The 18,562-nt window shown below is 48.1% G+C and carries 14 protein-coding genes; 13 read left to right on the top strand and 1 reads right to left on the bottom strand.

Going from position 1 to position 18,562, the window contains the following annotated elements; genetic code table 11:
* Positions 1 to 14 precede the first annotated feature (14 nt).
* The 9 genes from hisF (at position 15) to BS617_RS12490 (ending at position 11,925) form a co-directional block, all read left to right on the top strand.
* A complete protein-coding gene (gene hisF, locus BS617_RS12530) occupies positions 15 to 788 on the top strand; it encodes an imidazole glycerol phosphate synthase subunit HisF (protein WP_075173123.1) in 774 nt (257 codons plus the stop codon).
* Positions 789 to 914: 126 nt separating this feature from the next.
* A complete protein-coding gene (locus tag BS617_RS12525; protein ID WP_075173122.1) occupies positions 915 to 1,967 on the top strand; it encodes an efflux RND transporter periplasmic adaptor subunit in 1,053 nt (350 codons plus the stop codon).
* A complete protein-coding gene (locus BS617_RS12520) occupies positions 1,939 to 5,028 on the top strand; it encodes an efflux RND transporter permease subunit (protein WP_170870349.1) in 3,090 nt (1,029 codons plus the stop codon). The genes BS617_RS12525 and BS617_RS12520 overlap by 29 nt, the downstream gene beginning before the upstream one ends.
* Before the next feature lie 206 nt (positions 5,029 to 5,234).
* A complete protein-coding gene (gene hemB, locus BS617_RS12515; RefSeq protein ID WP_075173121.1) occupies positions 5,235 to 6,245 on the top strand; it encodes a porphobilinogen synthase in 1,011 nt (336 codons plus the stop codon).
* A 145-nt stretch (positions 6,246 to 6,390) separates the two neighbouring features.
* Entirely contained in the window at positions 6,391 to 8,592 is a 2,202-nt protein-coding gene (gene ppk1 / locus BS617_RS12510; protein WP_139303166.1) for a polyphosphate kinase 1, read from the top strand.
* Between the two features lie 254 nt (positions 8,593 to 8,846).
* Positions 8,847 to 9,623 (top strand): ABC transporter ATP-binding protein, encoded by a 777-nt coding sequence (locus BS617_RS12505; RefSeq protein WP_075173569.1) that lies wholly within the window; start codon positions 8,847 to 8,849, stop codon positions 9,621 to 9,623.
* A gap of 41 nt (positions 9,624 to 9,664) precedes the next feature.
* Complete coding sequence (locus BS617_RS12500) at positions 9,665 to 10,429, top strand: ABC transporter substrate-binding protein (protein WP_075173120.1); 765 nt, start codon at positions 9,665 to 9,667, stop codon at positions 10,427 to 10,429.
* A gap of 81 nt (positions 10,430 to 10,510) precedes the next feature.
* Positions 10,511 to 11,203, top strand: coding sequence for an ABC transporter permease (locus tag BS617_RS12495; RefSeq protein ID WP_075173119.1), 693 nt, complete (start codon positions 10,511 to 10,513; stop codon positions 11,201 to 11,203).
* Positions 11,200 to 11,925 (top strand): ABC transporter permease, encoded by a 726-nt coding sequence (locus BS617_RS12490; protein ID WP_075173118.1) that lies wholly within the window; start codon positions 11,200 to 11,202, stop codon positions 11,923 to 11,925. Before BS617_RS12495 ends, BS617_RS12490 begins: the two co-directional genes overlap by 4 nt.
* Positions 11,926 to 11,958: 33 nt before the next feature.
* Here the strand turns inward: BS617_RS12490 and BS617_RS12485 are convergent, their stop codons facing one another.
* Entirely contained in the window at positions 11,959 to 12,801 is an 843-nt protein-coding gene (locus tag BS617_RS12485) for an SDR family oxidoreductase (RefSeq protein ID WP_075173117.1), read from the bottom strand.
* A gap of 64 nt (positions 12,802 to 12,865) precedes the next feature.
* Here BS617_RS12485 and BS617_RS12480 point away from each other — a divergent pair, with 64 nt between their 5' ends.
* The 4 genes from BS617_RS12480 to BS617_RS12465 all read left to right on the top strand — a co-directional run bounded on the left by BS617_RS12480 (position 12,866) and on the right by BS617_RS12465 (position 18,483).
* A complete protein-coding gene (locus tag BS617_RS12480; RefSeq protein WP_075173116.1) occupies positions 12,866 to 13,780 on the top strand; it encodes a hydrogen peroxide-inducible genes activator in 915 nt (304 codons plus the stop codon).
* Between the two features lie 6 nt (positions 13,781 to 13,786).
* Positions 13,787 to 15,865: an ATP-dependent DNA helicase RecG gene (gene recG / locus BS617_RS12475; protein ID WP_075173115.1), complete on the top strand. Its 2,079-nt coding sequence runs from the start codon at positions 13,787 to 13,789 to the stop codon at positions 15,863 to 15,865.
* Between the two features lie 76 nt (positions 15,866 to 15,941).
* Positions 15,942 to 16,475 (top strand): DUF501 domain-containing protein, encoded by a 534-nt coding sequence (locus BS617_RS12470; protein ID WP_075173114.1) that lies wholly within the window; start codon positions 15,942 to 15,944, stop codon positions 16,473 to 16,475.
* A 175-nt stretch (positions 16,476 to 16,650) separates the two neighbouring features.
* The gene (locus BS617_RS12465; protein ID WP_075173113.1) at positions 16,651 to 18,483 is read left to right on the top strand and encodes an endonuclease/exonuclease/phosphatase family protein; all 1,833 of its coding nucleotides are present in this window, start codon (positions 16,651 to 16,653) and stop codon (positions 18,481 to 18,483) included.
* Positions 18,484 to 18,562: the final 79 nt, after the last annotated feature.

Genomic DNA, 18,562 nt, shown 5'->3' with positions numbered 1-18,562 from the left:
TCGGAGAACGTAACGTGGCACTCGCAAAACGTATTATTCCTTGCCTTGATGTTGAAAACGGCCGTGTTGTTAAAGGCGTGCAGTTTCTGGATATTCGCGACGCAGGCGACCCGGTTGAAGTCGCCAAGCGTTATGATGAGCAAGGCGCAGACGAGATCACTTTTCTTGATATAACGGCTACGCATGAAGGCCGCGACACAATGGTACATACCGTTGAAAAAATGGCATCACAGGTTTTTATCCCGCTCACTGTAGGTGGAGGGATTCGTACGTGTGATGATATTCGTACCATGCTTAATGCTGGTGCGGATAAAGTATCAATTAATAGTGCTGCCGTGTTTAATCCAGAGTTTGTGCGTGAAGCCGCACAACGCTTTGGTTCTCAGTGTATTGTAGTCGCGATAGATGCTAAAAAAGTATCAAAAGCCGATGAGGAAGACCGCTGGGAAATTTTCACTCATGGTGGTCGCAAACCGACAGGTTTAGACGCGGTTGAGTGGGCCAAAAAAATGGTCGATTATGGCGCTGGCGAAATTTTGCTCACGTCTATGGATCAGGACGGCGTAAAAAACGGTTATGATCTAGGTGTTACCCGCGCAATATCTGAAGCGGTTCATGTTCCTGTAATTGCATCGGGTGGCGTTGGTAACTTAGATCATTTAGTAGACGGAGTGATTGAAGGAAAGGCCGATGCTGTGCTGGCAGCCTCCATCTTCCACTTTAATGAATACTCAATTCCAGAGGCTAAAGCGTATATGCAAGCGCGTGGGATAGAGGTGCGTCTATAAGTTGGCTCTCGCGTTATTTAGAACAACACAAAGCCCAGCTTGTCTGGGCTTTGTGTTGTTAGTACTGATACGATAATGTCGCTTATTCATCGCTAGCGTATCAATGAACATAATGGATGGTTCTACATGTTGAAGTGTATAAATAAGGACGTATTGTGCAGCGTTGCGGGAGGCTTGATTGCTTTTTGTGCCCCCTTGTATGCTGCTACGCCTGTGATCGTAAAACCCTTATCTTCTGTTGTTAGCTTCGAAGAACTAACGGCTCCTGCTACCGTTGTAAACGAGCAGCACATTGTTGTTAGCGCTGAAATTACCGCTAAATTGCTTGAGTTACCGGTCAAAGTGGGGGATTCCGTCGCTAAAGGTCAGGCACTTGCTGAGCTCGATTGCCAGGATTATCTCTTATACGAAGAGCAAGCTAAACAGCGTGCGAAGTCTCTTTCAAGCCAAGTTGGGTTAGCCAGTCGGCAATTAAAGCGAACCAAAAAGTTGCAAACTACGGGTAGTGTATCGGTTGATGTGCTTAATCAGCGACAATCTGAACTCAACTCGCTATGGGCGCAATTACAGGGCGGGAAAGCAGAAGAGGCTATCTCGGCCTTGAACGTTGGTCGTTGCTCTGTGTTAGCACCTTTTGATGGTGTGGTGACTGAGGTCTATACCGCGCCAGGAGCGTTGCTACCTTCAGGGGCCGCTGTGGTTAAGTTGCTAGATACACGTCGCGGCGAAGTGAGTGCAGCTTTACAACCCGAGCAAGTCACAAGCTTGGGCGCCAGTGAAAATATTTGGTTACGCACAGGAGAGAATCGCTATCCAGTGACTGTGCGATCCATCTTACCTTTTATTAAGTCAACAGCTCGCACCCAAGAAGTGCGGCTTGAATTCGCGCAAGCGCAAGCGCTGAGCGGCGCTACTGGAGAGCTTGTGTGGCAAAAGGCACAGCCTTCTATCCCCGCTATGTATACTGTCACACGGGGCAATCAAGTCGGTGTCATGTTAGCGGATGGCAATAAAGCTCGATTTGCCGCTATACCGGGCGCTAAGCCGGGGCAGTCTGTGACGACGCGCCTTAGCCCAACAGCGCAATTGATCGTGAGTGGTCAGTACGTCCTTAATGATGGAGATGAGATTACGATCGAGCAGGGAGAGGATGAGCGTGATAACCCGACTGCTCAATAACCATGTACTGGCGAACCTCACCTTTATCCTAGTCCTCGTCATTGGTATGACGGCGTATATGATGTTACCGCGCCAGCAAGACCCGACGATCAATTTCAACTGGATATCTGTAACAACGACTTTACCGGGGGCCTCAGCCCAAGATGTTGAGTTACGGGTAACTAATCCCTTAGAAGATGCTGTGCGCTCTATTTCTGATATGCGCTTTGTGTCATCTAACAGTCGGGAAGGTGTATCCAGTATGCTGATACGCTTTGAAGATATCGATGAGCGCACGTTTGATAAACACGTGAGCTCGATTCGTCGAGAACTCCAAAATGCTGAGGCCGAGTTACCTGATGAAGCCAGCGAGCCTTGGATCATTGAAATCACCTCGGGGAACGCCTTTCCAAGTGCCATGTTGGCTGTGACCGCCGCTGCGCAAGATGATAATTTACGCCAGCAGGCTGAAATTGTCCGCAAAGATCTAGAGCGAATCGCGGGCGTTGATCGGGTTGATGCCATTGCGTTAGATGATCCCGAGATACAAGTGCAGCTTAATTTAGAGCGCTTGCAAGCCTTAGGGATTAGCCCTGCCCAGGTGTCTGATTCTGTAGCGCTTTGGTTTAAAGATGTTTCGGCAGGGTCGGTTTCCTTGGGGGATCAAAGCTGGCTTGTTCGTTTAGAGGGCCGAAGCGATCAAACCGATGATGTTATGCAAATTCCTCTGGTTGGGGCGACAGGTGATCTGCGATTAAGCCGTTTGGCTGATGTCGTGCGTACAACAAAAAAGTCGGCACAATTAGCGCGTGTTGATGATCGTCCCGCTGTTGTATTTGCGATCATGAAAAAAGACAGCGCTAACACACTCGATCTCGTGAGTGCTGTTCGAGAATACATGGGAGAGCGTAACCAACTAGAGGTTAAAAGTGGCGTTCGTTTAGAGCTCTTAGACGATCAAACCGTCCCTACTCGCCAAGCCATTTCGCTCATGCAAAATAATGCACTAATAGGCTTGTTGCTAGTATTGCTGGTGGCTTGGCTATTTTTAGGGTTACGCATTGCAGTACTAACGGCGATTGGTATTCCTTTTATATTAGCCGGTACGTTTTGGGTGCTCTGGATGATGGGTGAAACCTTAAATGTGGTAGTACTCATCGGTGTTGTTATTGTTTTAGGTATGTTGGTTGATGATGCCGTCGTTGTGGTGGAGGCTATTTACCACCGGCTTCAGCATGGGGTGACACCGTTAGAAGCGGCTTTAGATTCATTAAGAGAAGTAGCTCAGCCCGTTACCAGCGCCGTACTGACAACCATGGCAGCTTTCATGCCTCTCATGTTGCTACCCGGTATATTGGGTGATTTTATGCGGGTCATACCGCTCGTTGTGACCATTGCTTTGGCTATTTCGCTGGTTGAGGCGTTCTGGATGTTGCCGGCGCATGTATTGGTTGCAAAAATAAGTTTTGATAAGCCCTCAAAAATGCAGCAACGGCGGCAGCGCATCACCGCAAAAATCCAACGGACTTATATTCGTGCCCTGCTTAAATCGTTACGGCGCCCATACCTCACATTAATCATTGTCTTTTCTGTCTTTGTTGGCGCTATGGGATTAATTGGTGCAGGTTTTATTAAGATGGATTTCTTTGCCTCAGATGCCAAGCGTGTCTTTTATATTAACGTAGAAATGCCACCGGATACGCGCTTAGAGCGCACCTTAGAGGTCGTACAGGTTGTTGAAGACCGAGCACGTCAGTTTTTACGTCCGGAAGATACATTGGCGTTAGCCAGTTATTCGGGTCAGATGTTTACCGATCGGGAGCCTTATTTTGGCGATCACTATGGTCAAATAGTGGTTGGATTGCAGCCCAAAACGCCTGATAACCGCAGCGTAGATGAGCTGATGGATGCCATGCGCGACGAAGTGACCAGTGTTATCGGTCCGGTGCGTATCTCCTTTTTGCGTTTGGCTGGTGGGCCACCCGTATCTAAGCCGATTAGTGTCAAAGTCCGTGGTGATAACTACGAAGAACTTCGCTCAGCCGCCAATGATTTACAAGCGGTAATGAGTGAGCAGCCTGATATCCGCGATATTACAGATGATGCAGGTGCGGGGCGGATGTCGTTGACCATGCAGCCCGATTATACCGCCATTACACAGGCCGGTATTAATCCGGCGGATGTGCTGCGTGCGGTGCAACTTTTGGTCGATGGCGAAGTGGTGGCTGATATGCAATCACAGGGGCAAAAATTAGAAGTGCGCATTAAAGCGGCTCCCGGTCGATATCAGCGCATCGATGATTTGCTGGCGTTCCGTATACCAGATAAAAATGGTGTTATGGTGCCATTAAATGCACTGGTGAACGCTCAATATCAAACCACCCTCGGGAATATACGACATTACAACTTCCGACGGGCTATAACGGTCGAAGCCGACTTGCGGGAAGGGGGCATGGATACCGTTGCTGCCAATACCTGGTTACAAGCTCAATGGGATGAGAAACTGCAAAGTCGTTATCCAACACTGGGGCTCGACTTCTCAGGCGAGCTAGACGATATCAAAGAAAGCATGGATTACATCGGTTTGCTGTTTTTATTTGGTGTTGGCGTTATGTATCTCATTTTAGGGACTCAGTTTACCAGTTACTCACAGCCTTTAATTATATTGGTAACGGTTCCTATGGCGTTTACTGGTGTTGTTTTGGGTTTATGGCTAACGAATAATCCGCTCAGCTTGTATACGCTATACGGCGTGGTTGCGCTGGCTGGTATCGCCGTGAATGCGGCTATCGTGCTGATTTCGGCAGCCAATCAGCGGTTAGACAAAGGCATGAGTGTTTTACATGCGACCTTGTATGCCTCGCGCAGACGGGTCATCCCCATTTTAATCACATCGCTAACCACCATTGCAGGGCTCTTCTCATTAGCCACGGGACTCGGTGGTAAATCATTAATTTGGGGGCCTGTTGCAACGGCTATTGTGGCGGGGTTAGTATTTTCTACCGTCCTGACGTTGTTTGTTATTCCGTTACTGTATCGCTTGTCCATGCGGAAGCGGCCCGCTGTGGTTTCGCCGGATTAACCCCTGTTTACTAAGGGCCGTTCTGAAAAATCATCACTCAGTGACTCGGGTCATTCCCCGAGTCCACTAGAGTGCGTTAAGCTATTTGCTGATACGATAGACCCTAATATTCTTATTTATGGACTCTTTTTTCGCCATTCGGTTGTTTTTCATCTGTTTGTCATACTTTTTGAGTCCAATTCAACTCTGTTAAGAAGGAAGCTCTTGTGGCCTTTAATGATAGTCAGCGTTTTTTTCCTGATACACGTATGCGCCGTATGCGGGCTGAGTCGTTTTCGCGTCGGTTGATGCAAGAAAATGTACTCACACCGAGTGATTTGATCTACCCCGTGTTTGTCATTGAAGGCAAAGGGGAGACAGAAACGGTCGCTTCCATGCCGGGTGTAGAGCGCATGAGTATCGATTTACTGGTGAAGGAAGCAAAAGCGTTGGCTGCTTTGGGTGTGCCGGCGATGGCTTTATTTCCGGTTACGCCTCCATCAGCCAAATCGGAATTTGCCGAAGAGGCTTACAACCCCGATGGCTTAGCGCAGCGGGCGGTGATGGCGATTAAGGATGCCTGCCCTGAAATGGGAGTTATCACGGATGTCGCCCTTGATCCGTTTACTACCCACGGGCAAGACGGAATCATTGACGAAAACGGTTATGTGCTCAATGACCGAACGGTTGAAACATTAATTCAGCAAGCACACTCGCATGCTGCTGCAGGGGCAGACGTCGTTGCCCCTAGTGACATGATGGATGGCCGAATCGGAGCTATTCGCGAGGTATTAGAAGAGCAGAACTTTGTAAACACACTCATTATGGCGTATTCCGCCAAGTATGCGAGTGCTTACTATGGTCCGTTCAGAGATGCTGTAGGTTCATCTGGCAACTTGGGTAAGAGCAATAAGTTTAGCTATCAGATGGATCCGGCTAACAGTGATGAGGCGCTGCACGAGGTCGGTTTGGATCTAGCTGAGGGTGCGGACATGGTTATGGTTAAACCTGGCATGCCGTATCTGGATATTGTGCGACGTGTTAAAGACGAATTTAAAGTACCAACCTTTGCGTATCAAGTCAGTGGAGAGTACGCCATGCATATGGCGGCATTCCAAAATGGGTGGCTGGACGAGAAAAGTGTCATGCTCGAGTCTCTGCTCGCGTTTAAACGAGCAGGAGCTGATGGCATTTTGACGTATTTCGCCAAGCGAACGGCGCAATTGCTCAACGATTAGCAGGCTTTTGCTGCTGTTTAACCGTTGCGTGTTGTCTCATGCTAAGTGAAAGGCTTACATGTGAGTTCAAGGTGAAACAGCAGCTTATTAATCTGGGGCGGTCGCAATTGAGTTGGTCTCTGCAAGCTATAGAACGGAGACTGGTATGACAAAGCAAGAAACCGCTATTGAGTTAGAGGTAGCAGAGATGACAGACGAGCAGGTGCCCAATCAGGCCGCACAAGCGTTAGTAGAAAGCCGTGAGATCCTTCCAACGGTTGATCACCCCGTAGAAGTTGAACCCGTTGATTTAAAAGCGCCTGAGCTCTACATCAATCGCGAGTTAAGCCATCTTCAATTTAATGTGCGCGTACTAGAGCAATCATTAGTTGAACGCCATCCTTTACTTGAACGGCTGATGTTCTTATTGATCTTTTCGAGCAATCTTGATGAGTTCTTTGAAATTCGCGTGGCCGACCAGCTCCGTCAATTGAAATATGGTCGTGAAGTGGTGGGCCCAGATGCGATGTACCCAAAAAAGGTACTCGAAAAAATCCGTGAAATTTGCCATATCAATGTCGAGCGCCAGTACCGCATTCTGAACGAAATTATGTTTCCAGAAATGGAGCGACAGGGTATTCACTTTTTGCGTCGCCGCGACTGGACAGCCGAGCAACTGGCTTGGGTCCGCGAGTACTTTGAAGAGAAGGTTGTACCCGTCATTAGCCCTATCGGTTTAGACCCCGCTCATCCATTTCCGCGCTTAGTGAATAAGTCACTTAACTTTATAGTTGAGTTAGACGGCAAAGATGCATTTGGCCGTGAGACGGGTATGGCTATCATACCAGCGCCGCGTTCATTGCCGCGTTTGATTCGTATGCCGGATGAGCTAAGTGATGGGGGAGATAATCTGATCTTCTTGTCATCGATTATTCACCAATTTGCCGATGAGTTGTTTCCCGGCATGAAAGTGAAAGGTTGTTTCCAATTCCGTATTACACGTAATGCCGATTTAACCTTTGATTTTGAAGAAATGGATGACTTAGCGCGTACCTTACGTGGTGAATTACACTCGCGTAAGTACGGTGATGCGGTGCGTTTAGAGGTTGATAATCGCACACCTGAGGCGTTGACCGACTTTTTGATGCAAGAGTTTCATCTATCCGATGATCAAGTCTATAAAGTAGATGGTCCTGTTAACTTGACGCGCCTGATGGCTGTGCGTGATTTAGTTAAGCGCCCTGAATTGCGTTGGCCGCCTTTTTCACCTGGTGTGCCAAACAAGCTTAAAAAAGAGAAAGAGGCCAACGTTTTTAACTCGCTTAAAGGCGGTGACCAGTTGTTGTTGCATCCTTTCCAATCATTTACGCCGGTAGTCGATTTGATCATGAAAGCGGCTAAAGACCCGGATGTGATTGCGATTAAGCAAACGCTTTACCGCACAGGTGATAAATCCGATATTGTTAACGCGCTGGTTGAAGCAGCGCGTGCGGGTAAAGAAGTTACAGTCGTTATCGAATTGCGCGCCCGTTTTGATGAAGAAAGTAACCTGCACTTAGCAAGCCGATTGCAAGAAGCTGGCTGTTTGGTGGTCTACGGTGTTGTCGGTTACAAAACGCATGCCAAGCTCATGCTGATTGTTCGCCGAGAAGGTAGCAACCTTGTGCGTTACTGCCATTTAGGTACGGGTAACTATCACTCTGGAACGGCACGTTTGTACACCGATTACAGTTACTTAACGTCAAATGACGAAATTGGTGAAGATGTCCATAAAGTGTTCCAGCAGTTAACCGGAATGGGCAAAATTCAGCGCTTGAAGAAGATCTTTAATGCGCCATTCACGCTGCATACCAAAATGATTGAACTGGTGCAGCGAGAAGCCAAGTTAGCAGCCAGTGGTAAGCCAGGCCATGTTATCGTGAAAGTGAATGGCCTTACTGAGCCTAAGATGATCCGTGCATTGTATGAAGCATCACAAGCCGGTGTGAAAATAGAGCTGATTATCCGCGGGATGTGCCGTTTGCGTCCAGGGTTGCCCGGTATCTCTGAAAATATCACAGTGCGCTCGGTGATTGGTCGCTTCTTGGAACATACGCGCGTTTGTTATTTCGGCAATAACGGAAACCCTGAAGTGTTTTGCGCCAGTGCTGATTGGATGGAGCGTAATATGCTGCATCGAGTTGAAACGGGATTCCCATTGTCGGGTAAACTTGCCGAGCGTGTTAAAAAAGAGTTGGACTACTATTTAGCCGACAATACGGAAAGTTGGGAGCTCAAAGCGGATGGTAGCTACAATCTATTAGCACCGGAAGAAGGCGAACCTGCCTTCAGTGCGCAGCAACAACTGCTGCAGGATTTTGCTAGCTAATCGCCTCAAACTAGTGCGTTTTCCAGTTATATTGGTGCAAGAAGGGAGCTTTTAAGCTCCCTTTTTTGTTATCGCGACATTCAATTGACTAAGTAAGACATAAGCCCTCCTCAGACAAAGCCAGTTGTGTTTTCATTACAAATAAGGAAAATAGACCGTTGAGTCAAAGTTTCCAATAAGAAAATTGCGGACGTATGGTGGCATTTGTTGCGCATACGACCCAGACTGATGTAGAGCCAACATGGAAATCACTTATGTCTGAAAGTCAGGTAGCCCTTGAACTGGTCGATATTTACAAAGCTTATGGCAAGCTCGAAGTCCTGAAAGGGGTATCGCTGACAGCCAAAGATGGGGATGTTATTTCCATTTTAGGGTCAAGCGGATCGGGTAAAAGTACATTATTGCGCTGTATCAACTTGCTAGAACAGCCAGCCAAAGGCGAGATCGTCATTGGTGGTGAAGAGTTAAAACTCAAACCGGGCAAAGAAGGTGAGCTGGAGGCAGTGAGCCGCCGGCAGCTAGAACACATGCGCTCACGCATCGGATTTGTGTTTCAAAATTTCAACCTTTGGCCGCATAAAACCATTCTTAATAACATTACCGAAGCGCCTATTAATGTTTTAAAGCAATCTAAAGAGCAGGCCACTGCTCGCGCGGAAGAGTTGCTAAAAAAAGTAGGGCTGTACGAAAAGCGCCATGCTTATCCGGGTAATTTGTCAGGTGGGCAGCAGCAGCGTATTGCTATCGCTCGTGCCTTAGCAATGGATCCTCAAGTGCTTTTGTTTGATGAGCCAACATCGGCATTAGACCCCGAGCTAGTCAATGAAGTACTTAGCGTTATGCGCGAGCTGGCTGACGAAGGTAGAACTATGCTGATCGTGACTCATGAAATGCGTTTTGCCCGTGAAGTATCCAGTCAGGTCGTATTTTTGCATCAAGGACAGATTGAGGAGATAGGGCCGCCCGAACAAGTGTTCGACAACCCTACTTCGCAGCGGGTGCGAGACTTTATGTCGAGTCATCTGGGATAAAACCTATCTATAACAACACATACAACAGAGAGAGATCTTGAATGAGTATTCGTAACGTAATTGCTGCTGTAACGCTGGTTGCCGGTGCTTTCGTTGGCACCCAGGCTGTCGCTGCCGACACTATTCGTATTGCAACAGAAGGCGCTTATGCACCTTTCAATATGAAAAATGAAAAAGGCGAGCTTATCGGCTTTGATGTTGAAATCGCTGAAGCACTGTGCGCAGAAATGAAAGCAGATTGCACCATCGTTGAACAAGATTGGGACGGTATGATCCCAGCCTTGCGTGGTAAAAAGTTTGATGCAATCGTTGCCTCAATGTCTATCACAGAAGAGCGTCTAAACGCGGTTGATTTTACTGATCCGTACTACACCAACGCATTGGCTTTTGTTGCAGCTAAAGGTACTGATCTGGTTACAGATAAAGCCTCTTTAGAAGGTAAAACGTTGGGCGCTCAGCGTGCCACTATTGCTGGTCAGTATTTAGAAGACGTGTTGGGTGATGTAGTAACGGTTAAGCTTTATGACACGCAAGATAATGCTTACTTGGACCTCGCATCAGGTCGTTTAGATGGGTTGGTCTCTGATAAATTCCCAGCCTACGATTGGTTGCGTACGGAAGCCGGCGCTAAATTCGAATTTAAAGGCGACACCATCAAAACCGAGACCGTTGATAAAATTGGTATCGCTATTCGTAAGGGTGACGATGAGCTAAAAGCTAAGTTTAATACAGCGCTTAAAGCGATTGTTGAAAACGGTACTTACGAGACCATCAACGCTAAGTATTTCCCGTTCTCTATTTTCTAATAGGTTAAGGGTTATTCTTGATCAACAGGGCACACTAAGTGCCCTGTTCACAGCACAGATACGTCTTAACGGGATACGAATGTGATTGATCTATATGGGTTTGGGCATCTTCTACTGGCCGGCACGTGGGTCACCATTAAATTGGCGGTTGTTAGTTTGATGGTTGGTCTGGTATTTGGTTTGCTAGGTGCCGCCGCTAAGTTATCCAGTTACCGGGTGTTGCGTTGGTTAGCGACGGCTTACACTACGCTAATACGTGGTATACCCGAACTGCTTATCGTCTTTGCTATTTACTTTGGCGGCTCGGCCATTGTTATGGCGGTGGCGAGTTGGTTTGGCTATGACGAATATATAGAGATTAATCCATTCATGGCCGGTGTTGTTGCGCTATCGATCGCCTTTGGGGCATACGCTACCGAGGTGTTTAGAATGGCGATCTTATCTATTCCCAAAGGCCAATGGGAATCGGCTCAAGCATTGGGCATGACGCCAGGTAAAACGTTTTTCCGCATTATCTTGCCGCAAGTATGGCGTGTCGCCTTACCGGGGCTGGGTAACCTATTTCAAGTATTACTAAAAGATACGGCGCTAGTGTCGGTAGTGGGCTTACAAGATGTTATTCGCCAAGCAACCACAGCTATTAGCTCCACGAAAGAGCCCTTCACCTTCTACCTAGCCGCAGCGGTTATCTATCTGATTTTAACGGCAATAGCGACGGGCTCTACGCTATGGATGGAACGTATGGTTAACCCACAAGCGAGGTACAAAGCATGAGTTGGGATTGGGATGTCATCATCAAATACCTACCGCGCTTGTTGGATGGAGCATTGCTCACATTAGAGTTGGTCGTTATTTCGGGCCTTGTTGGTGTGATACTGGCCGTTCCTATTGCGCTAATGCGTGCTTCACAAAACCCGGTTGTGCGTTTCTTACCGTTTTGTTTTATCTACTTTTTCCGCGGCACGCCGCTACTTATACAGATCTTCTTGATCTATTACGGATCGGCGCAGTTTGATGTGATTCGCGAATCGGCATTATGGCCTGTGCTAAAAGAGCCGTATTGGTGCGCCATTATCGCTTTTTCATTAAATACAGCAGCGTACAGTGCCGAGCTATTTCGCGGTGCAATCCAAGCCATACCGCGTGGTGAAATTGAAGCGGCCGATGCATTTGGTATGAATTGGTGGCTAAAAACCCGCCGTATCGTCTTGCCCCGCGCCTTTGGTATTGCCTTGCCCGCTTACGGTAACGAAGTTATTTTAATGCTAAAAAGCAGCGCGCTGGCCTCTACCATTACCTTGTTAGATCTCACCGGCATGGCAAGAACTATACAGGCACGAACTTATACACCGGTTGAGTTATTCACAGCCGCTGGTGTTATCTACTTGCTGATGGCAGGGGCTGTTATATTGCTATTTCGCTTTATGGAAAACCGCTTTAACCGGTATCAGTATTATAAGCCTGCAATAGATCCGCTAGGGGTTGAGAAGCAGTGATATAAAGCCTCGGTATTTACCGGGGCTTTTTTATCAACGATGGCTCTGAGGCTCTACGTAGCCATCTACAAAAGATGGGGTTTTCAATTGATAAGAAAGTCTCTTTAATTTTTCATTCCTACACCGCTTACTCCCGCCGCGCCTTATCTCTTTATACCCCTTAATTTCTATGCCGCGCTGTTGCGCTAACCACTTCATCACCTCATGGATAGGTGTTGGCGCATCGTCTGAGGCCAGATAAATGGGCTCGATGGTTTGGCCTTGTACTACTAATCCAATTAAATGCGCCAGTACACCGGCACAATCATCACGGTGAATGCGATTGCTGTAGTGCACGGGTTCGGGTGGGGCGATAATGCCTTCTTGTACGGTGCGGATGAGGTGGTCGCGGCCGGGGCCGTAGATGCCGCTAAAGCGCACGACGGTACTGTTGCGTTGAGTGAGCACTTGTTGCTCGGCCGCCACCATGATTTTACCCGTTTCGCTGTTGGGCTCGGTGGGTGAGGTTTCATCGACCCATTCGCCATTACTTTGGCCGTATACGCTAGTGCTGGAGGTAAAAAAAGTGTGCTTTGGGGCGTGGGTTAAGGACTGCATTAGATTGGAAAATCCATCGATGTAGGTGCCTTGGTAGGCAGCTGCACCTCGACCACCTCCGGCGGCGCTATAAACCAAGTAATCTAACATGGGTAGATCAGCAAGAGCCGATAGTGAGGATTTATCAATTAAATCACCTTTGATAGCATGGATGCTATCAGGGAGCTGGTTTATAGTACGGCGTAAACCGTAAACTTCGTATCCTTGATCGATGAGTAATAGGCCTAATGCCGTGCCGACGTCACCGCAGCCGGCGATGAGTACTTTAGGTTTACGCATGATAGCTCCTTGATTTTAATAATCGCCCACAGGCGTGTAAGCATGATAACAGAGGATTTTACCCATGACGCTGACTGAGCTGCGTTACATAGTGACTTTAGCGAAAGAGCAACATTTTGGCCGAGCAGCCGAAAAGTGTTTTGTTAGCCAACCAACGTTGTCGATTGCTGTGAAAAAGCTGGAAGATGAGTTAAGTGTGGCGTTGTTTGAGCGCAGCAAAAACGCCGTGCGTTTGACCGATGTGGGTAAGCAAATCGTCGAACAGGCAAAAAACGTTTTGCAGCAAGCTGATACCATCAAAGATTTAGCGCAGTTCGGTAAAGATCAACTTAAGTCGCCGCTGCGCGTCGGTGCTATTTATACGATTGGGCCTTATTTGTTTCCACACTTGGTGCCTGAAGTTCAAAAACTGGCGCCACATATGCCGTTGTACATTGAAGAAAATTTTACGGCGCGTTTACGCGAGAAACTGCGTAATGGCGAGCTGGATGCCATTATCATTGCACTGCCTTTTGAAGAACCCGATGTCGTAACACGTACCTTATATGATGAGCCTTTTGTGATGTTGTTGCCTAAAAAGCATCCGTGGTGTGAGCAAAAGCAGATTGATTCGAGCGGCCTTGCTAACACCGAACTGCTCATGTTGGGCGAAGGTCATTGCTTCCGTGATCAAGTGTTAGAAAGCTGTCCAACGTTAACGCAAGCGATTCAGCAGCATCAAACGGTAACGGAAGGTTCATCACTAGAGACCATTCGGATGATGGTGGCTAGCGGATTAGGAGCCAGTGTGCTGCCGGTTTCGGCTACCGAAGGGTATTACCATTCTGACTTGGTAGAAACACGGCCCTTTAAAGCGCCGCAACCTATGCGTACGGTTGCTGTGGCATGGCGTGCGAGCTTTCCGCGGCCTCAGGCTATTGACGCGTTAGTTGAAGCGGTTAGCCAGTGCGAAATTAAAATTGAGGACGGAGCGGCTTAACGCCTCATGACTAGTGTGTATGACTCACCATCGGTGACAACGCTGAAAGGGGTTGGCGCTGCATTGGCACTGAAGTTGGAACGGTTAGGGATTCTGAATTTGCAGGATCTGCTGTTTCATCTGCCGTTGCGTTATCAAGACCGCACTCGTATTTTGCCCATTGGTAGTTTACGTCCCGGCGATGAGTGTGTGATCGAAGGGACGATTCGCGCTAGCGATGTGTTGATGGGCAAGCGACGTAGCCTGTTATGCCGTGTGCAAGATGGTACGGGAACCATTACGTTACGCTTCTTTCATTTTTCGGCAGCACAAAAGAACGGATTAGCGGTGGGTAAAACTGTGCGCTGCTTTGGCGAAGCGCGTCCGGGGCCATCTGGTTTAGAAATGGTGCATCCAGAATACAGTGCTGCAGCAGATACGGGTATCAAACCTGTTGACGAGCACTTAACCCCGGTTTACCCCATGACCGAGGGTTTGCAGCAAAATCGTATGCGGGCGCTTATCGCGCAGGCATTAAGCTGGCTAGAAACCGGCAATTTAACGGAGTTGATCCCAGCTGACATGCGCCAGCAATGGCGCTTGCCTGAGTTAAAGACCTCGCTTAAGTATCTCCACGCTCCGCCGGTTGATGCTAATGTCGATCAGTTACAAAAGGGCATGCACCCGTCGCAGCGGCGCTTAGCATTTGAAGAGCTGCTGGCACATCATCTCACTTTGCTGCAACTTCGCCAAAAAGTGCAGCAAGACGGCGCACCAGCGTTTATGTCGACTGGGCTCTATACACAACCGTTCTTGGATGGTTTGCCGTTCGCGATGACAAATGCTCAATTACGCGTCTGTGGAGAGGTTGCGCGTGATCTCGAAAAACCTATTCCTATGCTGCGTCTAGTGCAGGGGGATGTAGGGTCAGGTAAAACGGTCGTTGCCGCTTACGCTGCGTTACAGGCTGTTGAGAATAACTTTCAGGCGGCAGTGATGGCCCCGACCGAGATATTAGCAGAGCAGCACTTCCAAAACTTTACTCAATGGGCTGAGCCGCTCGGGCTAAAAGTCGCTTGGCTGGCGGGTAAAGTTAAAGGGAAGCAGCGAGAGTCCCAGTTGGCCGCTATTGCTGATGGAAGCGCGCAAATAGTGGTCGGTACGCATGCGTTGTTCCAAGAGGATGTGCGCTTTTACAACTTAGGCTTGGCTGTGATCGATGAACAGCATCGTTTTGGTGTGCATCAGCGTTTGAGTCTGCGTGAAAAGGGCCGTGACGGTGTTAAAACGCCTCATCAACTTATCATGACAGCCACACCTATCCCTCGTACGTTAACCATGAGCGCCTACGCGGATTTGGACTGTTCCATTATTGATGAACTCCCACCAGGCCGAACCCCTGTCAATACGGTAGTGATTGCTGATAGCCGTCGAGATCAGGTGATTGAGCGTGTACGTGCAGCGTGTAGTGAGGGGCGTCAAGCCTACTGGGTATGTACTCTCATCGAAGAGTCGGAGGTGATGCAGTGCCAAGCAGCAGAAGTGGCCGAGGCACTATTGAAAGAGCAGTTGCCTGAGTTGCGTATAGGACTTGTGCATGGGCGTATGAAAGCCAAAGAAAAAGCCGATGTTATGGCGCAGTTTAAAGCAGCAGAGCTTGATTTGCTGGTGGCAACAACGGTGATTGAAGTCGGAGTGGATGTGCCTAATTCCAGTGTCATGATTATCGAAAATCCTGAGCGTTTGGGCTTGTCACAATTGCACCAATTGCGTGGCCGTGTTGGACGCGGGTCAGTCGAAAGTTTCTGTGTGCTTATGTATCATGCGCCGCTTTCTAAGCAGGGGAAGGCTCGATTAGCGGTGATGCGCGAAACGACCGATGGTTTCATTATCGCAGAGAAAGATTTGGAGCTACGTGGACCAGGAGAAGTGCTAGGCACGCGACAAACCGGCATGATGCAATTTAAAATTGCTGACCTGCAACGCGATAAAGATTTATTAGAGCGGGTACGTCAGGTGGCCGAACCCATATCACGCAACCCGTCCATTATGCAGGCGATTACCCGCCGATGGTTGGGGCAGGGTGAAGAGTATGGGCATGTTTAAGCTATATTTTTGAATCACCGTCCCTTTGACGTATTAGCCATATTGATTTAACCAGCCGAATTTAAAAGAGAGTGATATGTCTGTAGTTCCCAACGCCGCGCCTCCTGTAACTGATGATGAGCGCGCGCTCATCCGTACACAAATAGGACGAGAACCCGAGGGCTTAGTCGGCATTGCGGCTCGCTCACCCAGCGGCACCCCCTTAGTATTGCAGATGCGTTCGTTGGTTGGGAAAGTACCTTTTCCTACCCTGTATTGGCTATCGTCTAAAGAGCTAGGTAAAGCGATAGGACAGATTGAGGGCAAAGGCTTCGTGAAAGATGTAGAGCAGCGTTTGCAACACGACGAAGCACTGCGCGAAGCCTATTTGGCCAATCAACGGGATTATGTTCAGGCGCGTTGGGAGCTTATGCTGCCTGAAGATAAAGCCCAGATAGAAGCGTTGGGTTTTACTGAAATGTTTACGCGCTATGGTATCGGCGGTATCTCGCAATGGGATAAGGTACGTTGCTTGCACATGCAGTATGCACATCATTTAGTGGCCGGTAATGTGATTGGTGAGTTAATGGATCAAGAGTTTGCTTTAAACGAGCGAGACTACCTTCTATAAAAAAGTAAACGCTTGTTTAAGGAACTAAAGCTGTCATCGAGTGTTCAATATTCAGCGGTACACTGACTGTGTTTGTGGCACCGAGTTAGACTACAAGGCGCCCAATTAATGGATCAATAATAATGAACGCGTCGCAGCAGGATGCAGTCGTTAGCGATGAGGCAAGGGAATAGTTATGAAGCTCGCCACCTTTAATTTATATCAGTTTGCAGCACCACCCTACTATTGGTACGAACTCTCGTCATCTAACCGTTATTCTGATCAATCATGGAATGATAAGAAGCAGTGGATAAAAGACCAACTGCGCCTGTTAGATGCAGATGTTGTTGGCTTTCAGGAAGTGTTTAGCGTTAAAGAACTCCAGCAACTAACAGAGTCGGTTGGCTATCCTTATTTTTGCACGGTTGATACACCAGCACGGGATCCAGAATACCCTGATGTGTTTATTAAACCTGTTGTGGCGCTGGCGTCACGCTATCGTATTGACGCCCTAGATACAGTGGAAGTCAGCGAAACCCTATTAGACGAACTGCCGCTCACCATGGACTTTATGTTTAGCCGATTACCGATCCGGGCCAGAATTGATGCCGGTGAGGGGTTAGGTGAAGTATTGGTCTATGTGACGCATCTCAAATCCAAACGCCCCAAACTCGATGATTTAGAATACAGTGATGATGTAGATTGGGCTTTGCGTGGAAGTGACACCTTACAGCGGCTCTCAAGAGGACATGTTGCGTCGCTGTTGCAGCGAGGGGCAGAAGCTACCGCTTTATATCATGACGTAAGTCGTGAACTGGAGTTTTCAGTGTCGCAGCCTGTTGTTTTATTGGGGGACCTAAACGACAGGGCAAACTCGATCCCTATTGCCGCGCTAAAAATGCAGGACAATATTTACGAAATAGGTGGCATTAAACAGACGGAATGGCCGCCTGGAGTTAAAGCTGGCTTATATGACTACCGTCTGGCAGATACCTTTGATCTTGCCGAAGGTATGCGCCAGCAAGCGCGACCGTTTACACACATTTACCGCGGTGAAGGTGATGTGCTGGATTATATTTTAGTATCGAACGCGTTAAATCAGAAAAACCACGATAGCTTGGGAAAGGTCGCTGATTACAAAGTCTACAACGCCCATTTGCAAAGTGATGGTGTTGGGAATCATAAACAGTCGGATCATGCGCAGGTCGTTGTTGATATACAGCCGCGTAAGCCTGTTGCAAACCCTGACGTATCAGGCGCTTCCTCTGAACCTGTCTTGACGGATGATCCTTTGCCTTTCGTCGCTCCGGTGACAGAGTCAATTACGCGTCAGGCTTTTATTGAGTTGGCCGGTGGTGTGTATCAAAGCCATAAAGGTTATAAAGATTGGAACAGTCAAAATAAGTGGTCTAATTTTTGGCAGTTCTTTTTTGATACGGGACACGGTTGGGTTAAGTCGGTTTATGGTGCGGTTCCGATAGACGAGCTTTATCAAAAGCGCCGCCACAGTATTGAGCATATTATTCCTAAATCCTTCTTAAAAGATTACTTACGCAAAGCAGGGGTGGCAGAGAATGTGAGGCAAGGGGCGACGGTTAACCCGTTTAACTTTGCCGCGTGTGAGCGGGGTATGAACTCGTATCGGTCTAACTTCCCCTTTGATATGGATGGGGATAAAGTTAAGCGACCTTTCCGTTTAGATTTGAACCCTGATATTTATATGACCACAGGCTTGGATACGGAAAATGAGTGGGTCATCCCTAGCCGTACACGCGGGGATATTGCCCGTGCGCTGCTCTACATGACCCTGACTTATGGGATTGATGAACTATACAATCGGCATGTAGATACACTGGTTCACTGGGCTAAAGTCGATCCGCCTTCAGCATGGGAGCTTGCGTATAACGAATGGATCTTTAACCGTTTGGGTATTCGCAACCCTTTCATTGCGTCGCCAGAGGAGGCGTTGGTGTTGTTAAATGATCGTTTGTTGTTGGAATCTATTCTGATTTCGACAGATCGGACTTAGTTTTAGTAGCAAGCTCAGTTTATAGCCCATTGATTTGTGGTGCCTAAACGAAAAAAACAGGCCGTATGGCCTGTTTTTT

It is taken from the genome of Neptunomonas phycophila (assembly GCF_001922575.1).
Classification (GTDB): Bacteria; Pseudomonadota; Gammaproteobacteria; order Pseudomonadales; family Balneatricaceae; genus Neptunomonas; species Neptunomonas phycophila.
Note: the sequence above shows the minus strand (reverse complement) of the source record. Positions and strands in the feature narration are given on the sequence as shown.